Source organism: Pseudomonas sp. Marseille-P9899 (assembly GCF_903166565.1).
Taxonomy (GTDB): Bacteria; Pseudomonadota; Gammaproteobacteria; order Pseudomonadales; family Pseudomonadaceae; genus Aquipseudomonas; species Aquipseudomonas huaxiensis.
The window spans coordinates 709581-735193 of record NZ_CAESCG010000001.1; the positions used below are offsets into that span (position 1 = coordinate 709581).

The following is a 25613-nucleotide window of genomic DNA, read 5'->3' on the forward strand; positions in this document are numbered from 1 at the left end:
CTAACGCAAACTTAAGGAACCCCTCTCAACGGTATAGATTCCGCAACCTTGATCCTCAAATCAGCCAGCACTGTCTATATCGACTAATACGTAGTCATTACCGGCCTTGAAACGCCCGCCCCGAAGCCTCCCGCAACACCCATTCCATCTCCTCCATCACCGCAAAATGCCCCCCATCGATCATCCGCAAGCCGAAGTCCGCCCCGCTGACCCGCTGCCAAGCCGCCAGTGATTCATACCCCACCTGCGGATCATCGATGGCGCCAAACACCCGCACCGGAATCTCCAGCGGCTGCGGGTGCTGGTGCCGGTAGTCGAGGATCAACCTCAGGTCCGCCTGCAGGATCGGTACGGCGAGGTCCATCATCGCCTGGTTTTCCAGCACCTCGCGCGGGGTGCCGGAGAGGTCGGTGAGGTAGTCGCGCAGGGCCTGGTCGTTGAGTTGCGGCAAGCCGGCGCAGGCCGGCAGCCAGTCCGGGCTTTGCCGCGATGACACCAGCAACGCCACCGGCCGCCGCTCGCCGCCGGCCAACAAGCGCCGCGCGGTTTCGTAGGCGAGCAGGGCGCCGAGGCTGTGGCCGAACAGCATCAGGGGTTTGTCCGGCAGCGCGCGACATTGTTCGGCGAAGTGCTCGGCCAGGGCGTCCACCGAGCGGGCGAAGGGTTCGCGCAGGCGGCGGGCGCGGCCTGGCAGTTCCACCGCGTACAACTCGCACAACCCGGCCGCCGGTTTCTTCCACGGGAAGAAGCTTTGCGCGCTGCCACCGGCGCAGTGAAAGCAGACCAGGCTGACCGGCGCCGCAGCGTCGGCCAGCCATTGCACCAGCGCGGGTTCAGCCGGCTTCATTGAGCAGGTCCAGTTCCGCCGCCAGGTAGAGCTGGCGCATCTTGCCGCGCTGGATCTTGCCGCTGGTGGTCTTGTGGATGCTGGTGGGCTGGACGAAGACGATGCGGTTGAGGGTGATGCCGTGGTTGTCCACCACCGCGCTGCGCACTGCGGCCTTGAGCTGGCGCGGGTTGTCCTGCAGCCAGCGCTTGATCTCGCGGTTGAGTTCGATGGCAGCGACGATGGTCTGGCGCTGCTGTTCGTTGTCGTGGCTGAACACCGCGCAGCTCTGCGGACGCACGTCCTTGAGGGCTTCGATCACGGTGTGCTCGATGTCTTCAGGGTGCAGGTTGCGGCCTTCGCAAATGATCAGGTCCTTGAGGCGGCCACAGATGTACAGCTGGCGGTCCTGTTCTTCGACGAAACCGAGGTCGCCGGTGCGCAGCCAGGTCTGTTCGCTGCCGTCATTGAGCCGCGCACGGAAACCGGCCTCGGTAGCCTCGGGGTTCTGCCAGTAGCCGCTGGCGATGGCCGGGCCGCGCAGCCAGATTTCACCGATGCGTTGCGCGTCGCAGCGTTGCCGCGAGGCCGGATCGACCACCGCCACCTGCACTTCCCACGAGGGTTCGCCACAGCCCACCAGAACCTGGGCCGTGGCCGGGTCGGACGGTGCGCTGAGGCGCTGTTCCAGGGCCAGGGTCAGCGGGTCGGCCAGCACCGAGCGCACCGGCTGACCGTGGGGTCCGCCGCTGACAAACAGGGTCGCCTCGGCAAGTCCGTAGCAGGGCAGGAAGGCGTTGGCGGAAAAACCGTGGGCGCCGTAGCACTCGGCGAAGCGTTGCAGGCTGGCCGGGCGGACCACGTCGGCGCCATTAAGGGCGTGGCTCCAGTTCGACAGGTCCAGGCCTGCCAGGCGCTGGGCGTCGTAGCGTTCCACGGCGAGGTTGTAGGCGAAGTTTGGGCCACCGGCCAGCCGCGCCTTGTAGCGGGCAATCGCTTGCAGCCAGATCAGTGGCTGCCGGACGAAGGTCGAGGGCGCCATGATTACCGTGTGGTTGCCCAGCACGATGGGCAGCAACTGGCCGAGGATCAGCCCCATGTCATGGTGGTGCGGCTGCCAGGTGACGAAGTCGCTGGTGTGATCCAGCGCCCAGGAGTCGCGCATCATGCGCAGGTTGGCGCTGATATTGGCGTGGCTGACCATCACCCCCTTGGGGGCCGAAGTGGAACCGGAGGTGTACTGCAGGAAGGCGATGCGCTGCGGATCGCTGGCGTCCGGGCGCGACCACTGCACGTCGTCGTCGCAGGCGCTGGTCGGGCTGAGCATCGTCAGCTCCGCCGCGGCGCTGCCGGCGAACGCCTGTTGCAGCGCGGCGCGTTCGCTGTCGGCCACCAGCAGCAGGCGGCTGCCGCTGTCGTCGAGGATCTTCAGGCAGCGCTCGACCCGGCGCCGGGTCGGCAGGTTGACCGGTACGGCGATGCGCCCGGCGATCAGGCAGGCGAGGAAGCTGGCGATAAATTCCAGCCCCTGCGGGAAGAACAGCGCGATGCGCTCGCCCGGCTGGCTGTGCTCGCGCAACTCGCGGGCGATGGCGCTGGCGCGGCCGAGCAGTTGCCGGTAGGTCAGGCGCTGCTGTTCTTCGCCGTTGTCGTCGAGCAGGGTGAACAGCACTTTTTCCGGGTGCAGGCGGGCGCGCAGGGCCAGGCTGTCGTGGATCGCCAGGCTGCCGGTGGCCGAGGCCAGTTCCTGGGGGCTCAGGCAGGTCTTGTCAAACATGCGCGGGTTCCTCGCGGTTGGCCTGGCTGACGATCTCGGCAATGGCCTCGGCCAGTTCGGTGATGCTCGGGTGTTCGAAAACCAGGGTCGGCCACAGGCGCACGCCGAACTGTTCTTCCAGGCTGCCGATCAGCCGGGTGCCGACCAGCGAGCCGACGCCCAGGGCGCCCAGCGGCGTGTGCAGGTCGATCTCGTCTGCGGGCAGGTCCGCTTCCTTGCAGATGAAGTCACTGATATGGATTTGCAGGCGTTCGATCAGGCTCATGGGCGTGTCCTTGAAGGTGCGTCGGGGGCGACCGGGCACAGCAGGTCGAGCAACTGTGCCGCGGGTAAGGGAACCGCGAGGTCCGGGGCGTGTTGACGACGCCAGTGATTGAACAGCCAGAGCGAGGCATCGCCGCAGACCTGCGCCTCGCGCACGCGGGTTTGCATACGCGCGTGCAGGGCGCGGCGGCCTTCGCCGCTGTCGCCGTCGTCGCTGAGGTAGAAGGCCTGCGCGGCCTCGCTCTGTTCATGGGCGCTGCGATCGAGCACATAGCCCTGGCTGCGGCTGTGCAGTTCGGGATAACGCCAGTCGGCCAGCCATTGGTGGGTTTGCCGACCTGCCCGCGCAAGTTGCTGTTGGTGTGGCGCCGGTACGGCCGCCTCGGCGGCGAGCAGGAACACCGCGCCGGGGGCGATGAAATCCACCCCCAGTTCGAACATCGTTTGGGCACTGCTGGCGCTGCCGATCAGACCCGCAGCGCCGATCAACGGACGACGAATCTGCCGCTCGCGACGGCTCAGCGCTTCCAGCAACAGCGGCAGGTGCCGGTCGGCGGCGATCAGCAGGGCGTCGGCATGGGCGAGGCCGGCGTCGAGGTCGCGTGGGTGTTCCAGGCGCACCAGCCAGTGCACCGCCGGCCAGCGTTCGCGCAGTTGCGCGGTCAACTGGTGGGCGGCGATTTCGATGCAACCGATGCCCAGCCCGGCAACTTCGGCCAGCCGTGCCGCACCGCCGAGGCTGACGCCGAGGCGGCCGCGCAGGTGCGGGTTGGCGTTGCAGCGCTCAAGGGTTTCGCGCAGGTGTTGGTCGTCCAGGCCGTGGGCATCCAGCAGGCCCATGGCGCCATGACGGGCGAGTTCCAGCAGCAGCGTTTCGCCGCCGAGGTCCGGGGGCAGCGCCGCCACCAGCACCGGGCGTTCGCGAACCGCGCGAGGGGGTGAAGCTGGCGCCGGCACCGGCGCATGTTCGCGGATGTCCTTGAGCATGCCGGCGAGGATCGGCGGTTGGCCGATTTCAATGAATTCCTCGACGCCCGCTGCCAGCAGGTGTTGCACCACTTGCTGCCATTGCACCGGGTGGGAGAGGTGGCGCGACAGGGCGTCCACCAGCGCTTCGCGGCGGTGTGGGCGGGCGTCGATATTGGCGATCACCGGGAAGGCCGGCTCACGGAACTGATGGCTGACGCTACGCAGGAACGCCCGGAATTCGCGCTCCGCCGCGGCCATATGCGGGGTGTGGAACGGCCCGCTGACTTTCAGCGCCAGGGCGCGGATGCTGCGGCCTGCGCACAGCGTCAGCAGGTGGTCGAGGGCGGCGTGCGCGCCGCCGACGATGATCTGCCGCGGGCTGTTGATATTGGCGATGGCCAGGCCGCTGTCCGGCAGTTCCGCCAGCAGGGCGCGGACCTGTTGTTCATCGTGGCCGAGCACCGCCATCAGCCCGCCGTCCTCGACCTCGGCCATCAACCGCGCGCGCTCGGTGACGATGCGCAGGCCGAGGACGAAGTCCAGCACGCCGGCGGCGGTCAGCGCGGCATATTCACCGACGCTGTGACCCGCAGCGAACTGCGCCGTGGCGCCATCTTCCCGCGCCGCCAGCCAGCCCAGCCAGGACACCACGTAGATGGCAGGCTGGGTGTAGCGGGTCTGGTTCAGTTGCTGGTCCGGGTCTTCCAGGCACAGGCGCTCGATGGAGTAGCCGAGCACCCGATCAGCCTCGGCCACCAGCGCCGGGAAGCGCGGAAACAGCGCCGCGCCCATGCCTTTGCGCTGGCTGCCCTGGCCCTGGAACAGCCAGGCGTTCATGCGCTCACCCGGTTCAAGGCCAGTGGGATGGCGCGCATGACCAGCCCGTCCAGATACAGAGCGCAGCGGCCGTCGGCATTGCTCAGGCTGACGGCCAGTTCGTCGCCCCGGCGCACGATGCCCAGCTGCCGGGCGCCGGGCAGCGCCTCGGGGTCGAGTGACAGTTGGCGGATGCTGAAGGGCAGGCTCGGTGTGGACACCTGACCGAGCACTGCCGGCGCGGCGCACAGGCTGGCCAGCAGCGTCGCCCAGAACGGCAGGTCATCCGCGCTTTGACAGCCGAGGGCGAGGCTGGCGTGCAGGCTGTTCGGCGTGCTGCGCAGGTCTTGCAGGGCGCGGCCGAGGGCGCTGTAGCACAAGCCCTGTTCGGCGAGGCTGGCATAAAACGCCTTGGCCGCCAGGGTGGTGGTGCCGGCTTGCGGTTGCAGGGCGGCGGGCATCGGCGCGGGTTCGCCGCGTTCCACTTGCAGCAGCACCTGTTCGCCCTGGCTGACCTGCCAGCGCGGCTCGACCGGGGTAAAGCGCAGCGCCTCGGCGCTGTCCAGTTCCTGCGGCGGGCCGAAACGCAGGTCGCGCCAGGCCAGTGGTTCAGCAGGGCTCTGCCGCAACACCTGAGCGATCAGCCCAGCCAGCGCCATGACCGAGCCGGGCAGGGCGGCGGAATTTTCCCAGAGGTCGAGCCAGGCTTGCGCCGCGTTCGGGGCGCTGCGTTTGGTGGTGGTGAATGCCGGGGTGTACCAGACCCGCTCCAGGCGCCAGGGGTAGGCCGGCAACGGCAACTTGCCGGGGCGTGGCCGCTCGTCGTAGACGCTGGTCCAGTCCGGGCTGGGCACTTTGCTGCTGGCCCAGTGCGCGGCCCACTGCGCCAGTTGTCCGGCGCCTGTCGGGGCGGCGACCGTCTCTGTGCTACCGCTGCACGATAGCCCGTCGTGGTGACCCCCAAGGAAGTCGCGCAGGCGCTGGAATAGCTGTTCGCGGCTGTCGGCGACGAAGGCGAGACGTTTGGGCATGGCGTCGCGGCCCTCCTGCAGGGTGCGGGCGATACGGGCGAGGCTGGCGTCGGCCAGATGCGCGGCGGGCAGGGCGGCGAAGCTGCCCAGACGCGGTTCGGTGCTCGCCTGGGGCTGGGCTTCGGCGGCCAGGCGCTGCGCCACTTCTTCCAGGCTGACCGCACCGCGCCAGGCGTCGATCGGCACGTCCAGTTGCAGGGCGTCGAGCACTTGTTCCAGGCAGCCGACAAAGTAGCCGGCGTCGACATTCAGGGTTGCCAGTCGGGTCGGTGCGGCATCTCCCGTCGGCATCAGTCCGAGCAGATCACGCAGGCGTTCGAGCAGGGCCTGGCGCAGCGGTGCATTGCCGGGTGTGCCGGCCTCGTCGAAGGCGTCGAGCAACTGGCGGGCGCGGGCGCGCAGGCCGGCGTCGTCCTTGGCCGAGAGCAGGATCAGGCATGGCTGGCTATCAGCGTCTTTGACGTTGGGCGTGGCGGCAGCGCGTAACACCACATGGGCGTTGACCCCGCCAAAGCCGAAGGCGCTGACGCCCGCCAGCAGCGGCTCACCCGGATTGTCCGCCAATGCGGCGTTGCCGCTGGCGAGCTGGAAGGGGCTGTCGTCCAGGGTGATCTGCGGGTTGAGCTGGCGGTGATGCAGGTTGCCGACCTGTTGCCGATGGTGCAGGCACAGCAGGCTTTTGATCACCGAGGCGATCCCGGCAGCGGCTTCCAGATGACCGATCTGGCTTTTCAGCGCGCCCAACACGATCGGCGCGCCGTCGCCGGCGGGCACGGCCTTTTTCAGCGCATTGATCTCGATCGGGTCGCCCAGTGGCGTTCCGGTGCCGTGGGTTTCGATCAACCGCGCCTGGCGTGGCGAGTGACCGGCCTGCGCCCAGGCCTGCTGGATCACCTCGCTCTGCGCCTTGGGGTTGGGCGCGGTAAAACTGTGGGCCCGCCCGCCGTGGTTCTGTGCGCTACCGAGCACTTCGCCGTAGACGTAGTCGCCATTGGCCCGGGCAACGTCCAGCGACGTCAGCACCAGCGCAGCCACACCTTCACCGCGCACATAGCCGTCGGCGTCGGTGGAGAAGGTCTGGCAATGCCCGGCGTGGCTGAGCATGCCGGCCTTGGCGAAGGCAATGAACAGTTCCGGGCCGAGCAGCAGGTTGACCCCGCCGACGATCGCTACCTCGCACTCGCCGGCGCGCAGTGCCTGACTGGCACGGTGCAGCGCCACCAGCGAGCTGGAACAGGCGGTGTCGATGCTTTCGCTGGGGCCGTGCAGGTCCAGGCAATACGACACCCGGTTGGCGATGGCAGTGAGGGCGATGCCGGTGCCGCGCCAGGCGTCGCTGGGCACGCCGTCGCGGCGCATCAGCGTCGGGTAATCGGCGTGGCCGACCCCGACGAACACCCCGACGCGCCGCTTCGCCAGTTGCGCCGGCGCGTAGCCGGCGTCCTCGAGCGCGGCCCAGGCGCACTGCAGGAACAGCCGTTGCTGCGGGTCCATGCTCTGCGCTTCGCGGGGCAGGATGCCGAAGAAGCGCCCGTCGAAGCGGTCGACGTGTTCGATGAAACCGCCGTGCTGGCAATAGCTGGTGTCTTCGCCGGCATTCAGTTCGCTGTCGTAGTCGCGCCAGTTCCAGCGCTCGGCTGGTACCTGGCGCACGGCATCGCCGCCGTCGCGCAGCAGGTGCCAGAAGGCGCGCAGGTCCGGGGCGCCGGGAAAGCGCCCGGACATGCCGACCACGGCCAGGGCCGCTGCGCTCATCCCTGGCATGGATCGCTCTCCAGGGCTGTCGCCGTCGCCTGCGGCTGGGCCAGCGCGCTCACGGCGTCGTAGGCGTAGGCCTGGGCCAGCAGCGGGCTGACGCTGCCGGTAGCCTTGGCGCGGTCGTGGCCCTGGCGCAATTCCCTGGCCAGGTAGTGCATGTAGGTCGGGCCGTGCATTTCGTAGTTGTTGCGCGGCGTGGCGAGGAATTCGCGTTCGATCACCTTGCGCTCGGCGGCGATGTGCTGGCGTTCGCTGTCCGGCTCGGGGCGCAGGTACTGGCCGGCAAAGTAGTCGGCGGTCAGTTCGGCCTGGCGTTCCATCATGTCGAGGAAGCCCCAGGTCACCGCCTGGAACAGGCCGATAAAGGCCAGATTGGGCACGTCCGGCAGGAAGATCCGCTGGAACAGCGGGATGCGGTTTTCCTCGACCTTGAGCAGCTCGGTCGGCAGGAACGGGAAATCGGTGTGGTAGCCGGTGGCGTAGATCACCGCGTCCACTTCGAGCTGGCTGCCATCGACGAAGTGCACGGTGTTGCCGTCGATGCGCTGCACCTGCGGCACCACCTTGAGCTTGCCGTCGCCGACGCGGTTGGCGAAGTTTTCCGAGAGGGTCGGCAGGCTCGACATCATCAGGTGGTCGGGCTTGGGCATGCCCAGTTGCTTGCGCTTGGCGATCAGCGCTTTGTACAGGCCGGTGAACATCAGCCCGCTGAGCGGGTAGGGCAGGATCTTCTTCACCCACCAGTCGTTCAGGCACCCCATGACCTTGTCGATGCGGATGCCGAACAGGTAGTGCGGCAGCACGTAGACGCCGCGGCGCAGCGACAGGTAGGTCATGCGCGCGTCATGGCTGACGTCCACGGCGATCTGCGCGCCGCTGTTGCCGACGCCGACCACCATCACCTGTTTGTCCTGGTAGCCGTGGCGGTAGCGGTACTGCTGCGAGTGGATGGCGTCGATCGTGGTGTCGGCGGCGTAGTCGGGGAAGTTGGGCGTGTTGTGGTGCCCGTTGGCGACCACCAGGGCGTCGTAGTGACGGACCTCGCCCGAGCCGAGGGTCACCCGCCAGACGCCGTCCGGCAGGCGTTCGGTGCGCTGCACCGGGCAGTCGAGGTGGATCGAATCACGCAGCTCGAAGTGCTCGACGAAGCTGTCCAGATAGGCGTGCACCTGGCGGTGTGAGGGGAAGTCCGGGTAGTGCCGGGGCATCGGGAAATCGCTGAACTGGTACAGGCCCTTGGGCGTGTTCATGTTCATGCTGTGCCAAACCGAGGTGTGCTGCCCGCTATGGTCGAAGGCCCAGATGCCGCCGATGCGGTCGCGGCGGTCGAAGCAGTCGAAGGCGATGCCCTTGCGCTTGAGCGCGCGGGCCATGGACAGGCCGCCGACCCCGGCGCCGATGATGCAGACCATCGGGCCACGGCCCTGCAACGGACGGATGGAAGCCACGCCGGGTTCGGCGGGGCGCGACGGGTTGACGCGGGTGTGCTCAGTCACAGCGTGGCTCCTTTTTTTTTTTTGCCGGAATCAGCCCGGCGAGAAAGTCGGCGGTGCGCGAATCGCCCAGGCGCCGGTTGTGCGCGGCGCAGTCCTGAAGCACGCCATCGATGCCCAGGACCAGGGCCCGGCGCAGGTTGGCGAGCATCAGGTCGATGGCCTCGCGGTCGATAGTCAGGGGTGGCAGGTAACGCAGGCAGTTGTTGTAGATCGGGCACACGGCCGCAGCGACGCCGCCGTGCGGGTCGCGCAGCAGGCTGCCCCAGAGCAGGTAACCGAAGCTGCGCTCGACGAAGGCCGGGGTGTCGCGCAGGTCCAGCTCGACGGTGAGCAGCAGGCCCTCGCCGCGCACGCCGCTGATCAGCGGGAACTCCCGTTGCAGCGCCAGCAGGCCTTGCTTGAAGTACTCGCCCTGGTCGCGGGCCTGGGCAAGGCCGGCATCGCGGGCGATGGCGCGCAGGCAGTTGAGCGCCAGGTGAGCGCACAACTGATTGATCCCGCGGGTCTGCAAATCCAGTAGCCGTTCGGGCTGGCGTTGCGCGGCGCGTTGCCCAAGTGCGTCGCCGTAAAGCACCACGCCCATGGGCATCAGGCTGTCGCACAGGGCGCTGCCGAGGGCGACGATATCCGGCTGCGACACCTGCGCCTGGCTATGCAGAAACTGCCCGGTGGCCAGGTTGGTCTGGGTTTCATCGACGCCCACCAGGTAGCCGCCGGCCCCGCGGTGGCGCTCGATCAGGGCGATCAATGCCGGTGGAATCGGCCGCGAGGCGTTGGCGTCGACCTGCAGGGTTTCGAACCAGACCAGCGCGACTTCGCCGCTGAGCAGATGCGCCTGCAATTGGCTTTCGGCATCCGCCGCCTGCGGGTCGATAAACAGGGTGTTGGCGTGCAGCGGCTCGAACGGCTGGCGGAAGATATCGAAGGTTTCGTTGCGCGAGGCCGCCGCACTGAGCATGGAAAACCCCAGCCCGCCACTGAAGCACAGCAGCTTGCGGCGCTTGTCGGGGGCACCGAGCAGGCCGAGGGTCAGGGCGGCTTCCACCGCCGTGACCGTACTGGATGCCGGCAGCGCCAGCGGCAGGCCGGTCTGCTCGGCGAGCAGGTGGGTCAGCTCGGCCCAGTAGTCGTGGCGCGGGTCGTGTTTGCCCGCCACTTGATCGATCACATCGGTCGGGTTGAGGCCCCGTGGGCAGGTGCCGACATTGACGAAACAGTCGATGATTTCCCGCGACGGTTCGCCATCCACCCGCAGCCGCGAACGCACACCACGAGCTTCGTAGAAGCGCGCATCGAAACCGTGCATGCGGGCAATGCGCGCGTAGCCGCTGTTGCCGTGGCGCAGGTGCGCCTGGAAAGTCGCTTCGCTGCTCGATTCGACACGGCGCAACTGGCGCAGCAAGTCGCCGGGCAACTCGCCGGCAAAGCGCTGCGTCAGGTGCTCGGCCGCCAGGCGCAGCGGCAGGCCGAAGTTGCTCATCACATGGCGCACGTAGCTTTCGTTGGGCGTCATCAGCCAGGGGTTCTTTACTCGCTCATGCACCAGGCAAGCGCCGAGCGGCGCCTGGAAGCCACTGATGCCTTCGCCGAAGACCAGCAAATCCGGGCTTTCGCGCAGGGCCGCCAGCGACCAGTCACCCGCACCACGGCAGTGTTCGACGAACAGGCTGAGAATGCCGCTGCCGGCGAGGCAGGCGATCAGCGCATCGCACGCTTGCGGGCTGGCATCGGCAGCCTCGATACAGGCCACTGCCGCGAGGTGTTGCGGGCCCAGGCCGGCGAGCAGCGTGCGGGCTTCGGCGAGGCTGCCGACCACCCGCACGCCGGGGACCAACGCCTGGGCGTCGGGGCTCTGTAGCGGGTTGAAGTAGCGCGCCCAGTAGCCGCTGGCGTCCACCAGCAACAACCCGGCCTCGCCGTCCGGTGTGCGATTGCGCGCGTGGTGGCGGGCCAGGCGCAGGGCGGCGTCGAGGGCTTCTTCCAGTGAGGTCAGGAAGTAGCTGCGGTAGTCGGCGGTTTCGCGTTTGCCGCGCTGGCCCAGGTGATTGAGCAGCAGCGCGGTTTGCGCGGCAGGCGCCGAGAGAATGGCGCAATGGCTTTGGTCGCCCTGACGCACGTAGTCGCCGAGGGTTTCCAGAGTTTGCGGGGTGGCCGCCTGGAATACCCCGGGGCGCGGGCGGGGCGCCGGATTGCCAGGCGCTGGCAGCCCGGCGAGGAATTCCAGCAGCAGGCGGTTGTAGTGTTCATGGTGAGTGAAGCCCAGCAAATGCCCGGCACCGGCCACCTCGATCAGCTCGGCGTGGGGCATGGCCTGGGCGATCAGCGCCGAATAGGCGGGTGGCTGGTAGGCGTCGTCGCTACCGCAGATGATCCGGCACGGACAGCTCAGGGCCGGCAGGCGCGGGCGCAGGTCGAAGTCGCCGATCACCTGTTGATAGGCCGGCAGCGCCGGCATGTTCCAGCCGCGGTTGAGGGTCATGAAGCGTGGGCTTTTTTGCAGCTCGCGCATCAGCACCGGGAAATTGCCGGCGCCTTCGCTGAACGGCGAACTGACGGTGATGCACAGCCCGGCGCAGCGCTCGGGGTGGGTCAGGGCGAAGGCCTGGGAGAGAACGCCGCCGAAGGAATAGCCGATCACCGGCAGCGGGGCAGTGATGCCGAGTTGGTCGAGCAGGTCGGTGAGGTCGGCGACCAGGTGCGCGATATCGAAGGCATCCGGCAGCTCGGCTTCGCCGCAGCCGGGCAAGTGGAACATGATCAGCCGGTGGCGTTCACCGAGGGCCTGCATTTGCAGGCGCCACATCACGTCGTACTGCATGACCAGACCGCCCAGCAGCAGGACCGGCGTGCCCTGGCCGTAGGTGGCGCATTCCAGACGCGGGGCGGCAGGGCGCTGGAACTGGATGCGGGTTGCCTGGCGGCAGGTGAGGAGGTGGTGGTCGAGGAGGGATTGGGCGGGCTCCAGGTAGGGGGATTCTTGCCAGAGGGCTTCGATTGATAAGGCGGTGTTGCCAGAGGAATCCTTGATGGCCGCCGTTTCACCGGTGGGAGCGAGCTTGCTCGCGAAGGGGCGCGAAGCGGCCCTAAAACCGGATGATGTGATCTCCGAGGTGCTAGGTGATGTTGGCATCACCGCTTGTTTTTGAAATTTAAGGTCCGTTGTGGCAGGCGTTGGGACCGCTACGCGGTCCTTCGCGAGCAAGCTCGCTCCCACAGGGTTTTGGGGTGGGTTCGAGGCGGGGGTTTCGTAGTGGTTTTCCAACTGCCCCCGATGCCCCGCCAGCAAATACCCGCAGAAACTCTGCAAATCCTGAAACTCGAAAAACACCGTCGGCGGCACGGTGATGCCGAATTTGCGGGTAAACAGCGTGCCGATCTCGGTCGAGGCAATGGAGTCCAGGCCGTAGTCCATCAGCGGCCGGGTTGGCGAGAAGTCTTCGGGGGCGATCTTCAGTACGCCCAGCAGCAGTTCGCGCAAATCCTCCAGCAAGCGGGCTTCCAGCGTCGGCGGTGCGTCGAGGCTGTCGAGCAGGCGCAACGCGTCAAGGGCGCTCAGTTCGTTGGCAGATGGCAGGTGAGTGGGCTGGTTCATGGTCGGGCCTCGCGAAGCTTCGGATTCAGGCACTGTGGGCCAGGGGTTGCGCCGTTTGCAGGCGGGCGGTGAGGAAGTTCAGGGTGCGAATGAATTTCCACAGGTCGACTTCATGGGCATGCCGCTGGGTCTGCATGAAGCGTTGCTGGCCAAGGTCGAGCCGTTCCGGCGCGAGCTTGATCTGCTGCAGTTGCCGCCACGCCGGGCTGTCGGCGGCGCGGGCCTGGATGCAGGCGGCGATGAAGCGGCCGGTCATGTTGGCCAGGTTGCCGATGCCCGACGGCGTGTTGAGGTAGCCGACGAACATCAGGTCGTCGTGCCGGGCCGGCAGCATGCGCATGAACAACCCGTCGAAATCGCGCTTCCAGTCGAACACCTCCTGCGGCAGGAACGGTAGGTCGATGCCATAGCCGGTGGCCCAGACGATCAGGTCGATGGTTTCCACGCTGCCATCGTTGAAGTGCACCTGCTGGCCGTCGAAGCGGCTGATGTCCGGCTTGGCGTGCAGATCGCCGTGGCCGATGTAGTAGAGGATCTGCGAGTTGAGGATCGGGTGGCATTCGCGAATATCGTGGTCCGGCGCCGGCAGGCCGTAGTCGCGGCCATCGAAGCCGGCGAACTTGAAGCTGCGCTCGACATGCGCCCAGTAGGCATCGTCGTCGCTGAACTTGGGCGCCTGGTCCATCAGCCATTCCTGGGTCGGCTGGCCGTCGATGAACTTGGGCATGTAGTGGTAGCCGCGGCGGGTCGAGTGCAGCGCGCGGCTGGCGGTTTGTGCGGCGTCGACGGCGATGTCGCAGCCGGAGTTGCCGCCGCCCACCACCAGCACCCGCTTGCCGCGCAGTTGCTCGGCAGAGCGGTAGTCCCGGGCGTGCAGGCTCGGGCCGCTGAAGGTGCCGGGGTAAGCGGGGATCTTCGGCACGCCGAGCAGGCCGTTGCACACCACCACCACCTCGTAGCGCGACTGGCTGCCGTCGGCGAAGGTCAGTTGCCAGCCCTGGCGGTCCTTGGTCATGTGCGTGACGCGGGTGTTGAAGCGGGTGTGCGCGGCGAGCTGGCAGTGCTCGGCCAGTTGCGTGAGGTAGGCGAATACCTGGTTGTGCCGCGGGTAGTCGGGGTAGTCGGCGGGCATGGGGAAATCGGCGAACTGGGTGTTGCGCCGCGAGCTGATCAAGTGCACCGATTCGTACATCTTCGACGCCGGGCCGTCGGGCTGCCAGTTGCCGCCGAAGCGCGCGGTGGCCTCGATGATCTCGAAGTTCACCCCGGCTTCGCGAAGGGCCTTGGCCACGCCCAGGCCACTGGCCCCGGCGCCGATGATGGCGATTGTCGGCTGCTGCATTGCGTCGATTCCCTTTGCGGTTGAAGTGGTCAAAGCAGGGCCTTGAGCAGGGTGCGGGCCTGGTCCGGGGTGATTTCCTGGCGGGACAGGCGGTCGAGGATGTCTTGCGGGGGGTGGGTTGGGACCGCTGTGCGGTCCTTCGCGACGGTTCGGCGCTCCGACAAGCTCGCTCCCACAGTGGATGGCGAGCCTTGCGTGGTCCCTGTGGGAGCGAGCTTGTCGGAGCGCCGAACCGTCGCGAAGGGCCGCACAGCGGCCCAATACCTGCGTCGAAGAAACGCATACCCCGGCAACGGGACTTTCCGGCCCGGCTCCGCAGCAACCTCGGCATCCATCCCTTCCAGCCAGCGCGCCGCCTCATCCCGCAACCCACCAGCCCCCAACAGCGTCCGCGCCTCTCCCTCACGACCTTCCAGTAACCACTCACCAAGCAACTGCCGCAACTCATCGAAGTCCCCGGCCACCACCGCCAGCCGCGCCTCATCGAACCGCTGCCGGCCCTCGCGCAAGGTCCGGGCGACTTCGGCGGTAGTGAAGCCTTCGCGGCCCAATCGCGCCGTTGGCTGCTGTGGCGCCAGGGCGCGTTCGTGTTCCAGGTGATCGACGAAGCGCTGCAAGTACTCGCGCAATTGCCCCTGGCCACGGGCGCTGAAGACGAACACCCGTGCGTCGGTCACCGGCGGCAGGGCGCTCGGCGCGGCGTCTTCCACCAGCACATGGGCGTTGGCGCCACCGGCCCCAAAGGAGCTGATCGCCGCCACCCGTGGCAAGCCATCGCGGGGTTGCGGCCATGGCGCAAGCTGCTGCTGCACTACAAACGGCGTCTTGCTGAAGTCGATGTTCGGGTTCAACGGCTCGGCATGGATCGATGGCGCCAGTTGCCGGTGCTTGAACTGCAACAGCACCTTGGTCAGCGCGGCCATGCCGGCAGCCGATTCCAGATGACCGAGGTTGGCTTTCACCGAGCCGATCGGGCACTGCCAGTCCGCTGGCACCTGGGCTGCGATGGCTTTGCCGAGGCCGCGTATTTCGATCGGATCACCCAGGCTGGTGCCGGTGCCGTGGGCTTCGATATAGCCCAGCCGCGAGGCCGGCAAGCCCGAGCGCTCCAGCGCGCGGCCGATCACCTGGGCCTGGGCGTCGGCGTTCGGCACCGTGTAACCCGAGGTGCGGCCGCCATGGTTGAGGTCGCTGCCGCGGATCACCCCGTGGATATGGTCGCCGTCGCGCAGGGCCTGGGCCAGCGGCTTGAGCAGCACCACGCCGACGCCTTCACCCGGCACGTAGCCGTCGCCGTCGGCGCCGAAGCTGCGGCACTGGCCCTGGGTCGAGGCGAAGTTGAGTTCGCACAGGGTGCGGTATTTGTACGGGTGCAGTGACAGGTTCACGCCACCGGCCAGGGCCAGTTCGCAACTGCCGCCGCGGATCAGGTCGCAGGCCAGGTGCAGGCTGGTCAGCGACGACGAGCACATGCTGTCGACGGCGAACGACGGGCCTTCCAGGTCAAGGCAGAACGACACCCGGTTGGCAATCGAGGCGTAGGAGGAATTGGTCAGGGTCGCCGGCTTTTCTGGCCAGGCGCTGGCGCCATAGAACTGGTATTCGCCGTACATCACCCCGGCGATCACCGCCACCCGCCGCCGTGGCACGCCGGGCAGGCGCGGGCCGGACAGGGTCTGCGGGGTGTAGCCGGCGTCCTCGACGGCATGCCAGGCGGTCTGCAGGAACAGCCGCTCTTGCGGGTCCATGCGTTCGGCGTCGCGGGGCGAGATGCCGAAGAACAACGGGTCGAAACAGTCGAAGTCTTCCAGTTGCCCGCCCCAGCGGGCGTACAGCGGATCCTGGTCATCCGCCTGTTGCCAGCGGTGGCTGATGTCGCTGACCAGATCATCGCCCGCCGCCAGGTGTTGCCACAGCGCCTGAGCGTCGCGGGCGCCGGGATAGCGACCGGCGAGGCCGATGATCGCGATGTCCTGGCGTCCGGCGTCAGGTTCCATTACTGGCGCTGGCAGTGGTGGTGCTTCCGCTTGTATCACTGGGCTGGCGACTTCGACCGGTGCCAGGCGAGCGGCCTGCTCGGGGTGCTCGGCCTCCAGCAGCGCCGCCAACTCGCGCAGGCTGCGCACTTCGAACAGCACGGTTTTCGACAGGTCGGGGAAGTGCCGCTCAAGGCGACCGTTCAACTCCATGACAAGGATCGAGTCGAGGCCGAAGACTTCCAGCGAGGTGTCCGGATCGATGCGCTCCAGCGCGGTGGCGGTGACCTCGGCGAGTTGCTGGCTCAGGTAGTCCAGCAGCGACACGCCCGATTGTGTGACGGGCGCCGCGACCGGCGCTTGTGCGGCGATGCCGAACAGCGTCGCCACCGCCTCGCGCTGACCGCACACCGGCACCAGCACGGTGTGCGGCAGGGCCAGGCAACGCAGGAACACTTCTACACCCTGGTCTTCCGGCAGCAACGCCAGGCCATTGCGGCTCAACCACTGGCGTACCGGCTCCGGCGCCTGCATCCCGTGTTCGGTCTGCCACAGCGGCCAGGCGATGGACAGCGAGCGGCCAGCGCCGCCGCGCTGCTGACGGCGCTCGACAAAGCGGTCGAGCCAGGCGTTGGCCAGGGCGTAGGCGCTCTGCCCGACATTGCCGTAGACCCCGGCCAGCGACGAACAGACCATGAACAGCTTGAGCGGATCCTGCGCCGTGGCCTGGTCCAAATGCTGCGCAGCGAGGGTTTTGCCTTGCAACACGGCGTGGCGCTCGCTGGCCGGCTGGCGCAGGAAATAACCGTCGTGCAGCACGCCGGCGCAATGAATCACCCCATGACAGCCGCCGAAGCGCTGGCGGATTGCAGCCAGCGCGGCGTGCAGCGAGTCGGCATCGGCGCAGTCGGTCTGCCAGTAACCGGCATCGGCCGCGCCCAGTTGACGAAGCTGTTGCAGCCACTGTTCGCTGCTGGCATCGCTGTCGCGGCGGCCCAGAATGGCCAGATTCAAACCGCCCAGCTTCGCCAGCGCACCGGCCAACGCACGGCCCACGGCGCCCAGGCCACCGGTGATAAGCAGGGTGTCGCCGGGAGCGAAATCGATGGCTTGGCCGCGTTCGTTGGGGGCGATGAAACGCAAGGCGGCAAGTTGGCGCGAGTTGGCGCCGAGGCGAATCCGTTGCACACCGGGTTGCGCGGCGGCCAGCAATTCCTGTTCAAGGCTGGCGGGATTGCCCTCGACCTCGATCAGGCTGGCGCTCAGGCTCGGCAGTTCCTGCACCACCGAACGCAGCAGCCCTTCGATGGCGCTGGCCGGGCCTGCATCGACCAGCACCCGCACTTGCAGGCGCGGCGTGCCGAGGCCCTGGCACAGGTGACGCAGCAGGTCGGCGGCGGCGAGCACGGCGTCGAGGCCATCGCCTACGTCGGCGTCATGATTGGCTGGCGCACGCAGGTCCAGCAGCAGGCGTTCGGGACTCAGTCCGTGGGTGGTCAGCAGACGCAGCAGCAGGTCGATCTGCCTTGGGTCGTTGAGGTCGGCTTCTACCCTGCGCGGCGCCAGGTAGTGGAAATGGCTGGCGGGGTGCAGGTGCCAACTGTTGTCCAGCACGGCGGTTGGCAGGGCAAGGTCCGGGTTGGCGCGGTAGAGCAGGGTGGTGGCCGGCGATGCGGTTTGCGCGGGCGGCGCCGGCTGCCAGTACGGTTCCAGTAAATGCACCGGCTGCTCGGCGGCAACCCGGTACTGGCGGAAGGCGAAGCCGTCGATTTCCAGCAGCAGCGCGCCGGAATCGGCGAACACGCGGAAGTCATAGATACGCATCGGTCCGTTTTGCACCGGGTGCGGGCGTACCTGCACAAACAGCCGCTCGGTCAGCACGCCATGGCAGCGCAGCGATTGGCAGGCGTAGGGCACGAAGGTGGTTTCGATCGGGCCTGCGGTGATGAACGCGCTTTGCAACACGGCATCCAGCAAGGCCGGATCGAGGGCGGTCAGCGCTTCGTTGGCCCGGGAACGCAGGCGCACTTCGGTCAGCGCCTGGTCAGTGCCGCGCCAGGCGGCGTGCAGGCACTGGAAGGTCGGGCCGTAGGCGATGCCCAGGCGTTCGAGGGTCGGGTAGAGCTGGCTGAGGTCCAGCGCTTCGCCGCAGTCGCGGCGCAGTTGGGCGAGGTCCGGCGCGCTGTGTGGCACGTGCGTCAGGGCTCGGCACTCGCCGCGCAGGTGGGTTTCGCCATTGCTCTGGAAACTCAGGCGCAGTCCCCTGTCGTGGCGCTCGTGGTGACAGTCGAGGGTGCGTGCGTGCGGCGTGTCGAAGCGCACCGGGCTGGCCCAGGTCAGGGCGCGCAGTTCCAGTGGCAGGTCGAGGCCGTGGCGGCGTGCGCTGTCGACGCAGAAATCCAGATACGCCGCCGCCGGCAGCACCGGCTGGCCCTGAACGCGGTGATCGCGCAGGAAGAACTGTTGCGGATCGAGGGCGATGCGCCGGCTGTCATTCGCGTTGACGGCGGCGATGCGCGGCAGTTGATGCAGGTCGCGGGCGAACGGGTAAAGCGGCGCGGCCAGCGGGATCGGTGGCTGCGGCCAGAACTGGCTCCAGTCGGCGAACTGGCCGGCGACCCAGGCGCGGGCGAGAGCGTGGGGATCTTCGCCGGACACTTGAGCATCCGCGATCGTCCCCGCCGGCACGCGGCCCTGATAGCCCGAGGGCTCGCCGTCGAGAAAGCGCGACAGCCCGTCACGCAGGGATTGGGTGCCGCCGGCGACCAGTGCAAGCCGGTGATCGAAGGCCGCGCGGCAGCATTGCAGGGTGTAGGCGAGGGCGCAAAGGACGTCGTCGCCGTGGGGTACGAGCCAGTCCAGCAAGGCGCTGGCCTGTTCGCGCAATTGGTGTGAGCTGCGCGCCGAGAGCACGAACACCGGCACTCCGGCGCTGACGCTGCGGGCCACGGCCTCGGGTGCCTGTTCGACGATGACATGGGCGTTGGCGCCGCCCGCGCCGAACGAACTGATACCGGCGCGGCGCACATCACGGCTGCTCCACTCGCGGGCTTCGCGGACGATGCGCAGGTTGCTGTGTTCGAGCCCGGCGTCGGGGTTCAGGGTTTGCGCGTGCAGCGATGGCGCCAGCCTGCGGTGGCGCAACTGCAGCACCACCTTGCACAGGCTGGCCATGCCCGCCGCCGCTTCCAGATGGCCGAAGTTGCTCTTTATCGAGCCGACATCGCACGGCGCATTGTCGGTAGCAGCGAGGGCCTGTTTCAGTCCCTGCAATTCGATCGGGTCGCCCAGGCGCGTGCCGGTGCCGTGGGCTTCGATATAGCTGATGCTGGCTGCCGGCACCCGTGCGTCGCTCAGCGCTTGCTCGATCAGCTCGGCCTGGGCGCGGGCACTGGGCACGGTATAGCCGTTGCTGCGTCCGCCATGGTTGACCGCACTGCCCTTGAGTACGGCGAGGATTCGGTCGCCATCGCGGCGTGCCGCCGACAGAGGCTTGAGCAGCACCGCCGCGACACCTTCGCCGGGGACGAAACCGTCGGCGCCGCTGCCGAATGCCTGGCAGCGACCGCTGGGGGAGAGCATGTGCTGCTGGCACAATTGGACGTATTTGGCCGGGTGGCTATAGAGGTTGACCCCGCCCACCAGCGCCGCGCGGCATTGGCCTTTGCGCAGGCTTTCGATGGCCAGGTGCAGGGCGGTCAGTGATGACGAACAGGCCGTGTCCACCGCCAGGCTCGGTCCGCACAGGTCGAGCGCCCAGGACACGCGGTTGGCCACCGACCACGGCAGGCCGCTGGGGATCGCGGTCTGCCCGGCCTGCCACAGCGCCGGGCCAAGCAGCGGCCAGGTGTTGCTGGTGATGCCAACGAACACGCCGATATCCAGCGAACCGTTGGCATGGCGCAGTACGCGGCTGCGTTCGCCGAGGTGGCCGCTGTCTTCCAGGGCATGCCAGGCGCATTGCAGAAACAGCCGCTCCTGCGGGTCGAGGCAGGCCGCTTCGCGTGGCGGAATGCCGAAGAATTGCGCATCGAAGCGTTCGATATCGTGGAGAAAGCCGCCCCATTTGGCGTAGCTCAGGCCGCTCTCGCGGGCATCCGCCCCGGCCTGGAAAAAGCCCTCCAGCGGCCAGCGTTCGCCAGGAATCTCGCTGATCGAATCCAGCCCGTGCAGCAGGTTCTGCCACAGCCGGTCGAGGTTGTCGGCATCGGGAAAACGCCCGTGCAGGCCAACGATTGCGATATCCAGGGCGTCACTGTCCGGCCGCCGAAGGGCAAGGGGAACGAGGTGCGGCCAGGGTGCTGCGGCGTTTTCTGGCGCCGCTGGCGTTTCTTGCTGCGTCGGGTGCTGCTGTTGCAGATAGCGGGCGCAAGCCTCGGGGTGCTCGCGCAGCAGGTGCTCGACCACTTCGCCGACGCTGCGGCAGTCGAACAGCAGGGTCTTGTTCAGGCCGGGGAATACCGGCTGGATTTGCTCGTTGAAATTGAGGATCGCCAGGGAGGTCAGGCCGATCTCATGGAACGGCGCCTCATCGTGCAGCGCTGCCGGGGCCAGGCCGGTGGCCTGTTGGAGCAGGTCGCGCAGCAACTTCTTGAGTGCGGCCTTGAGGGCGGCGTCTTCCCTGGACTGGATCATGCTCACTCCTTGAACCGGCCATGGCGCAGCGTTCGGCGGACACGAGGCCACCGACGCGAGGGCGCCAGGCAATACGGACTTTCAACGGGGTTGAACGGCGACCGGCAACTGTCCGGTCGCGGTCCGGCGAAGGTTTACAGCGTGATACTGGTGGCGGGGTAGAACAGGATGTTGAGTACGAAGAGGATCATCCAGAAACCGATTTCCAATGTTTCGGTAATAGGCTGGATCTTTTTGATTGCGCCGTAGACATGCACGAAGAACATCAACGTGAACACCACGAAAAGAATATCGAAGGCATAACTGAAACTGGTGCCGGTGGTGGCCGAGCGCAACATCGCAACTTCAACCACAAGAATGAACGCACCGAGGCAACGACCGAAATAGATCGCCAGGTGTTCGTGTTCGGGGACGGTCCAGCGCATGAGCCGGGCCCATTGCAGCGGGGCGAGGAAGATGGGTAAGGCAAAGAACAGGGTGGTCACGATCATCAGGGTGGTGATGTATTCCTTGCTGTATTGCGCATAGTAACCAAGCATTCAAGAACTCCTTGTTCCGGCGCCTAGGGGCGTCATGCAGTAATTATTATTGTTGTGACTGGCTGGTTTTGCGGCTGCAAGAATTGCGATCAGCACAGGCTGGTGTCAAGCACGGCACAGGCGGGCAAGACCAAAGAAGGCGGGGGAGTCGAGAGGTTTACTACTTAAGGAGCAGTACATTGAACGCAGGGGAAACACACGCTTGGCCATGACCTGGCCCGACCTGGAAGCGCGGCACTGCATTCAATCGCCGCGCATCCGTGTTTGGCTTGAACCCGTATTACGGGCTGAGTTTGACATCGCCGTTATAGTTGCCAAGCTTCGGGACTTCGTTAAGTTTCCAGTTTTTGGAGTTGGATTTTCTGGGGGCATTTTGTGCCTGGCCTGTCTCGCACCAAACATTGACTTTGCAGAGGTCGCTGCTGATATTTTTTACCTCGCCATCAGCCTTGTCTTCCTTGAAGTGGTACACCCCCAAGAAGCAGCTATTGAACGCCGTGCTTGTTTCCCAAGCATCAGAGCAAGCGTCCGCGAATGCTGTCTGCTGAAGTCCCAGCATTGCAGTCAATAGTAAAAAGCGTGGGAGTATTTGGGACATGGCGCACCTCGTTGTTATCAGGTAGTTATTAGAAAATAAGCGACGCCATGCCATCTGTCACCTGACAAAAATATCAGTTATTTATATGGGTTCGGAATTGAAAATATTATTGTGATGTCGAGACGAAATAAGGGCTCGTTGGCGAAGCGCTCTGGGCATTATTCTAAGAACATCAACGTGAAGACCACGAAAAGAATATCGAAGGCATAACTTAACCGGTGCCGGTGGTAGCCGAGCGCAACATCGCGACTGTCACGACAAGAATGAATGCACCGGGGAAAACGCACGGTTGGCCATGACCTGGCCCGATATGCACGCGCAGCCCTGCATCCAATCACAGGGCATCGATGGTTTGGCCTGAATCCGTATTACGGGCTGATTTTAAGGTCCCCGTTATAGTTGCCGAGCTTCAGAACTTCTCCAACTTTCCAGTCTTTGGTGTTGTGTTTTTTTGGTGCGGTATCGCTTTGACCTGTTTTGCACCACATATTGACTTTGCAGCGAGCATCGTCGAAGTTTTTTACTTCACCGTCACTATTGCTGGTTCTATCATCGTATTGGTAGATGCTGCAGCTATTGCGGGCCGAGCTTTTTTTCCAGGCGTCAGCGCAGGCCGTTGGGGGCAGGGGGGACAGGTGAAGCCTTCCGTCAGTGTTAACCAGTCTGGAAACCTCATCAGCTCTCAAGGAATCAAGATCATGAAATACAGGACCACGCGTATTACTTTTACAGACGACCGAAATTTCGCATGTGTTGTTGCCGGTATCATGCGCAGTATGGGTTTCGTCTGAACTGGACACGTTGCCGCAGCTACTCGCTGCGGCGCTCTTTTTCCAAGCATCAAGGCAAGCGTCGGCGAGTGCTGTCTGTTGAGTAACCAGAATTGCGGTTAACAGTAAAAGTTTCTGGAGTGTCCGGAGCATGGCACACCTCATTGATATCCGATAGTTATCAGAGAGTAAGCGGCGCTATGCACCCTGTCACCTGACAAAAATGTCAGTTATTTATAGGTGTTCGGAATTGAAAGAATCATTGTGATGTCGAGAAGAGATAAAGGTGCTCTCTGGAGAAGCACTGCGGGGATTATTCGAGTGCCATCCTTTCAATTGGACACGTGCAAATCGCCCTCGGGCTCTTGTGCAGCTTGTTCAGTCTGCACAAGAACCGCGGGCATTACGTGGTTCAGATTCTGAATTGCCGCACCAGCGCCCGCAAATGCGCTTCCAGCGACGACAGGCTTTTCGCCGTTTGCGCACCCTGGCGGGTTTGTTCGGCGACGCTTTCCACCGCCACCGCGATCTGGTGCACGCTCTGGTTGATCTCCTCGGCCACGGCGGTCTGCTCTTCGGCGGCGCTGGCGATCTGCGCGTTCATCGAGCTGATGGTGCCGATCAACGTGGCCATGGCATCCAGCGAGGTGCCCGCTTCGCTGGCCTGGTTGCGGGTGGCATCGCCGGTTTCGCAGGAATGGCGCATCGATTCCACCGCCGAATGGGTGCCGGTGGTGAGGCGGTCGATCATCACCTGGATTTCCTGGGTGCTCTGCTGGGTGCGGCTGGCGAGCCCGCGGACCTCGTCGGCGACCACTGCGAAGCCGCGCCCGGCCTCACCGGCCCGCGCCGCTTCGATGGCAGCGTTGAGCGCCAGCAGGTTGGTCTGCTCGGCGATCGAGCGAATCACCCCGAGCACGCTGACGATGGACTGCACGTCTTGTTGCAGGCTGTCCAGTGAGGTACCGCTGCCACGGATGTTCTCTACCAGCGCGTGGATGCGCTTGATGCTGCCGTCCACCACCTGCCGGGCCTGTTGGCCCTGGGTGTCGGTTTCCTGCGCGGCATGGGCGGCGTTCTGCGCGCTGTGCGCGACTTCCTGGGCGGCGGCGGACATCTGGTTGATCGCCGTGGCCACCTGAGTGGTCTCGTGGCGTTGTTGTTCCATGGCCGCTTCCGAGCGACGGCTCTGGCTTTCCACCGACTCCACCAGGCTCGACAGCTCGCCGCTGACTTCCACTACCTGGCGCACCAGGCTCTGGATCTTCTCGACGAAACGGTTGAACGAGCCGGCCAACTGGCCCAACTCGTCATTGCCGGCGCGCAGGCGGTGGGTGAGGTCGCCGTCACCGGCGGCGATGTCGTCGAGGTTGTCCTTCATGGCCTTGAGCGGCTTGAGCAGGGCATTGCTCAGGGTCAGCCCGGCGATGCCGAGGATCACCAGCAACACCGCGGCGATGCCCAGGATACTGGTGAGGATCGACTGGATACGCTGGTCGATCTCGGCGCGCAGCTCGGTGATGCGCAGCTCGATATTGTCCAGGTTGACCGCCGTGCCCACGGCCATGTCCCACTTCGGCAGGTAATAGCTGTAGCCGAGCTTGGGCACTTGCACGCTCTCGTTGCCCGGCAGCGGCGAGCTGTAGTTGACGAAGTGACTGCCGTCCTTGGCCACCCGCACCAGCTCGCGGTTGATGAACACCCCGTTGATGTCTTTGCGCTCACTGAGGTTCTTGCCGACATCTACCGGGCTGTCGCCGCGGAACAGGCGCACCACGTTGGAGTCGTGGGCGAAGAAGTAGCCGTCCTTGCCGTACTTGATCTTCGACAGGACCGCGATGGCCTGCGCCCGGCTGGCTTCGTCGCCGTTGGCGGCGGCGTCGTACAGGCCCTGCACCGAACCGAGGGCGATCTGCATGTAGTCTTCGAGGCTCTGGCGGCTTTCATCGACCAGGCGTTGGCGGGTTTCACTGACTTCGTTTTCGGCGAGGTGGCGGAGGATCCGGTCCGCCGCGCCACTGATGACCAGGGCGAACACAAGGACCGGGAGGACAGCGAGCAACAGCATTTTTGTTCTTAGAGTCAACTGCATCTTCGTTTCCTCAGTGGCGTCGCACATTGCGAGGGGTTTACCGATTCATCGGCAGGGCTGGGGAAAGCTGAAGATGGTGGCATTTTGCTTAAGGGCTATTGTTTTCGGGCACATCCCACCCTTCATCCAACTGTCATGTAACGAGAGATATCCTCCAACCCTGGAATAGGTCAGGACTCTCGCATGAAAGGCAGCGCTTCCCTGTTTGCGGCCGTGGATCTCGGCTCCAATGCATTTCGTATGACCATCGGCCAGCAGGTCGTGTGCAACCGTCGCCTGGTCATTCGCAAGGTGAAGAGCCTGCGCGAGCCGGTGCGCCTGGCCGAAGGGCTGCAAGGCGATGCGCTGGATGCCCTGGCGCTGGAGCGTGGCTGGCAGGCATTGGCGCGGTTCGGCAAGCAGCTCAGCGGGTTCCGCGAAGGCAGCGTGCGCGCCGTGGCCACCAGTGCGGTGCGCCAGGCGCGCAATGCGGCGGTGTTTCTCGAAGGCGCGGAAGCCCGCCTGGGTTTCCCCATCGACGTGATCTCCGGCCAGGAAGAAGCGCAACTGGTCTATTCGGGCATCGCCCACACCATGCCCTGCGAGAAAACCACCCGCCTGGTGGTGGATATCGGCGGCGGTTCCACTGAACTGATCGTTGGTCGCGGCAAGCAACCCATCTTCAGCGAAAGCCTGACCATCGGCAGCGGCACCTTCGGCAAACGCTTTTTCCCTGGCGGACGGGTCGACAGCCGTTCGCTGCAACTGGCGGAGCAGAGCGCCTGCCTGGAGTTTTCCCGGGTCGCCCGGGAGATCGGTGCACACGGCTGGCACGCGGCGATCGGCTCGTCCGGCACCGCGCGCATGCTGGCGCGGGTGCTCAAGGCCAACGGCCTGAACGACGGTGGCCGTGACGGCATCACCTACGCCGGCCTACTGCGTCTGTCCCTGAGCCTGCTCGAAGCCGGTCACGTCAAGCGCGTGAAACTCTGCGGCCTGCAGGAGCATCGCCTGGGCATGCTGCCCGGTGGTCTGGCGATCATGCTGGCGGCGTTCAAGGCCTTTGGTATCGAGGACATGACTCCGTCCGAACCCGGCCTGCGCTTCGGCCTGTTGCACAGCCTGATGGACAACGGTTCGGCCCGACACTGAT

Annotated in this window: 14 protein-coding genes; 2 read left to right on the forward strand and 12 right to left on the reverse strand. The window is 65.9% G+C overall.

Annotated features, from left to right (window positions below; genetic code table 11):
• Nucleotides 1-97 precede the first annotated feature (97 nt).
• The 11 genes from HWV67_RS03155 to HWV67_RS03205 all read right to left on the reverse strand — a co-directional run bounded on the left by HWV67_RS03155 (nt 98) and on the right by HWV67_RS03205 (nt 21619).
• Complete coding sequence (locus HWV67_RS03155; protein WP_175649886.1) at nt 98-847, reverse strand: thioesterase II family protein; 750 nt, start codon at nt 845-847, stop codon at nt 98-100.
• Entirely contained in the window at nt 834-2603 is a 1770-nt protein-coding gene (locus HWV67_RS03160; protein WP_175649887.1) for a fatty acyl-AMP ligase, read from the reverse strand. The genes HWV67_RS03155 and HWV67_RS03160 overlap by 14 nt, the downstream gene beginning before the upstream one ends.
• Nucleotides 2596-2868, reverse strand: coding sequence for an acyl carrier protein (locus HWV67_RS03165; protein WP_110968748.1), 273 nt, complete (start codon nt 2866-2868; stop codon nt 2596-2598). The genes HWV67_RS03160 and HWV67_RS03165 overlap by 8 nt, the downstream gene beginning before the upstream one ends.
• Entirely contained in the window at nt 2865-4673 is a 1809-nt protein-coding gene (locus tag HWV67_RS03170; protein WP_175649888.1) for an acyltransferase domain-containing protein, read from the reverse strand. The genes HWV67_RS03165 and HWV67_RS03170 overlap by 4 nt, the downstream gene beginning before the upstream one ends.
• Nucleotides 4670-7447, reverse strand: coding sequence for a beta-ketoacyl synthase N-terminal-like domain-containing protein (locus HWV67_RS03175; protein WP_175649889.1), 2778 nt, complete (start codon nt 7445-7447; stop codon nt 4670-4672). Before HWV67_RS03175 ends, HWV67_RS03170 begins: the two co-directional genes overlap by 4 nt.
• A complete protein-coding gene (locus HWV67_RS03180; protein ID WP_175649890.1) occupies nt 7435-8937 on the reverse strand; it encodes a flavin-containing monooxygenase in 1503 nt (500 codons plus the stop codon). The genes HWV67_RS03175 and HWV67_RS03180 overlap by 13 nt, the downstream gene beginning before the upstream one ends.
• The gene (locus HWV67_RS03185; RefSeq protein ID WP_175649891.1) at nt 8930-12529 is read right to left on the reverse strand and encodes an alpha/beta fold hydrolase; all 3600 of its coding nucleotides are present in this window, start codon (nt 12527-12529) and stop codon (nt 8930-8932) included. The genes HWV67_RS03180 and HWV67_RS03185 overlap by 8 nt, the downstream gene beginning before the upstream one ends.
• A 25-nt stretch (nt 12530-12554) precedes the next feature.
• Complete coding sequence (locus tag HWV67_RS03190) at nt 12555-13871, reverse strand: flavin-containing monooxygenase (protein ID WP_175649892.1); 1317 nt, start codon at nt 13869-13871, stop codon at nt 12555-12557.
• Between the two features lie 29 nt (nt 13872-13900).
• Nucleotides 13901-20482 (reverse strand): SDR family NAD(P)-dependent oxidoreductase, encoded by a 6582-nt coding sequence (locus HWV67_RS03195; RefSeq protein WP_175649893.1) that lies wholly within the window; start codon nt 20480-20482, stop codon nt 13901-13903.
• Nucleotides 20483-20616: 134 nt separating this feature from the next.
• Entirely contained in the window at nt 20617-21021 is a 405-nt protein-coding gene (locus HWV67_RS03200) for a hypothetical protein (protein ID WP_095158797.1), read from the reverse strand.
• Between the two features lie 280 nt (nt 21022-21301).
• The gene (locus HWV67_RS03205) at nt 21302-21619 is read right to left on the reverse strand and encodes a hypothetical protein (RefSeq protein ID WP_175649894.1); all 318 of its coding nucleotides are present in this window, start codon (nt 21617-21619) and stop codon (nt 21302-21304) included.
• 347 nt (nt 21620-21966) lie between these two features.
• Here HWV67_RS03205 and HWV67_RS03210 point away from each other — a divergent pair, with 347 nt between their 5' ends.
• A complete protein-coding gene (locus HWV67_RS03210) occupies nt 21967-22410 on the forward strand; it encodes a hypothetical protein (RefSeq protein WP_175649895.1) in 444 nt (147 codons plus the stop codon).
• Between the two features lie 391 nt (nt 22411-22801).
• On the opposite strand, the gene HWV67_RS32345 is transcribed toward HWV67_RS03210, so the two are convergent.
• A complete protein-coding gene (locus HWV67_RS32345; RefSeq protein WP_175649896.1) occupies nt 22802-24481 on the reverse strand; it encodes a methyl-accepting chemotaxis protein in 1680 nt (559 codons plus the stop codon).
• A 183-nt stretch (nt 24482-24664) separates the two neighbouring features.
• Here HWV67_RS32345 and HWV67_RS03220 point away from each other — a divergent pair, with 183 nt between their 5' ends.
• Nucleotides 24665-25612: a Ppx/GppA family phosphatase gene (locus tag HWV67_RS03220; RefSeq protein WP_175649897.1), complete on the forward strand. Its 948-nt coding sequence runs from the start codon at nt 24665-24667 to the stop codon at nt 25610-25612.
• The last annotated feature ends 1 nt before the right edge of the window (nt 25613 follow it).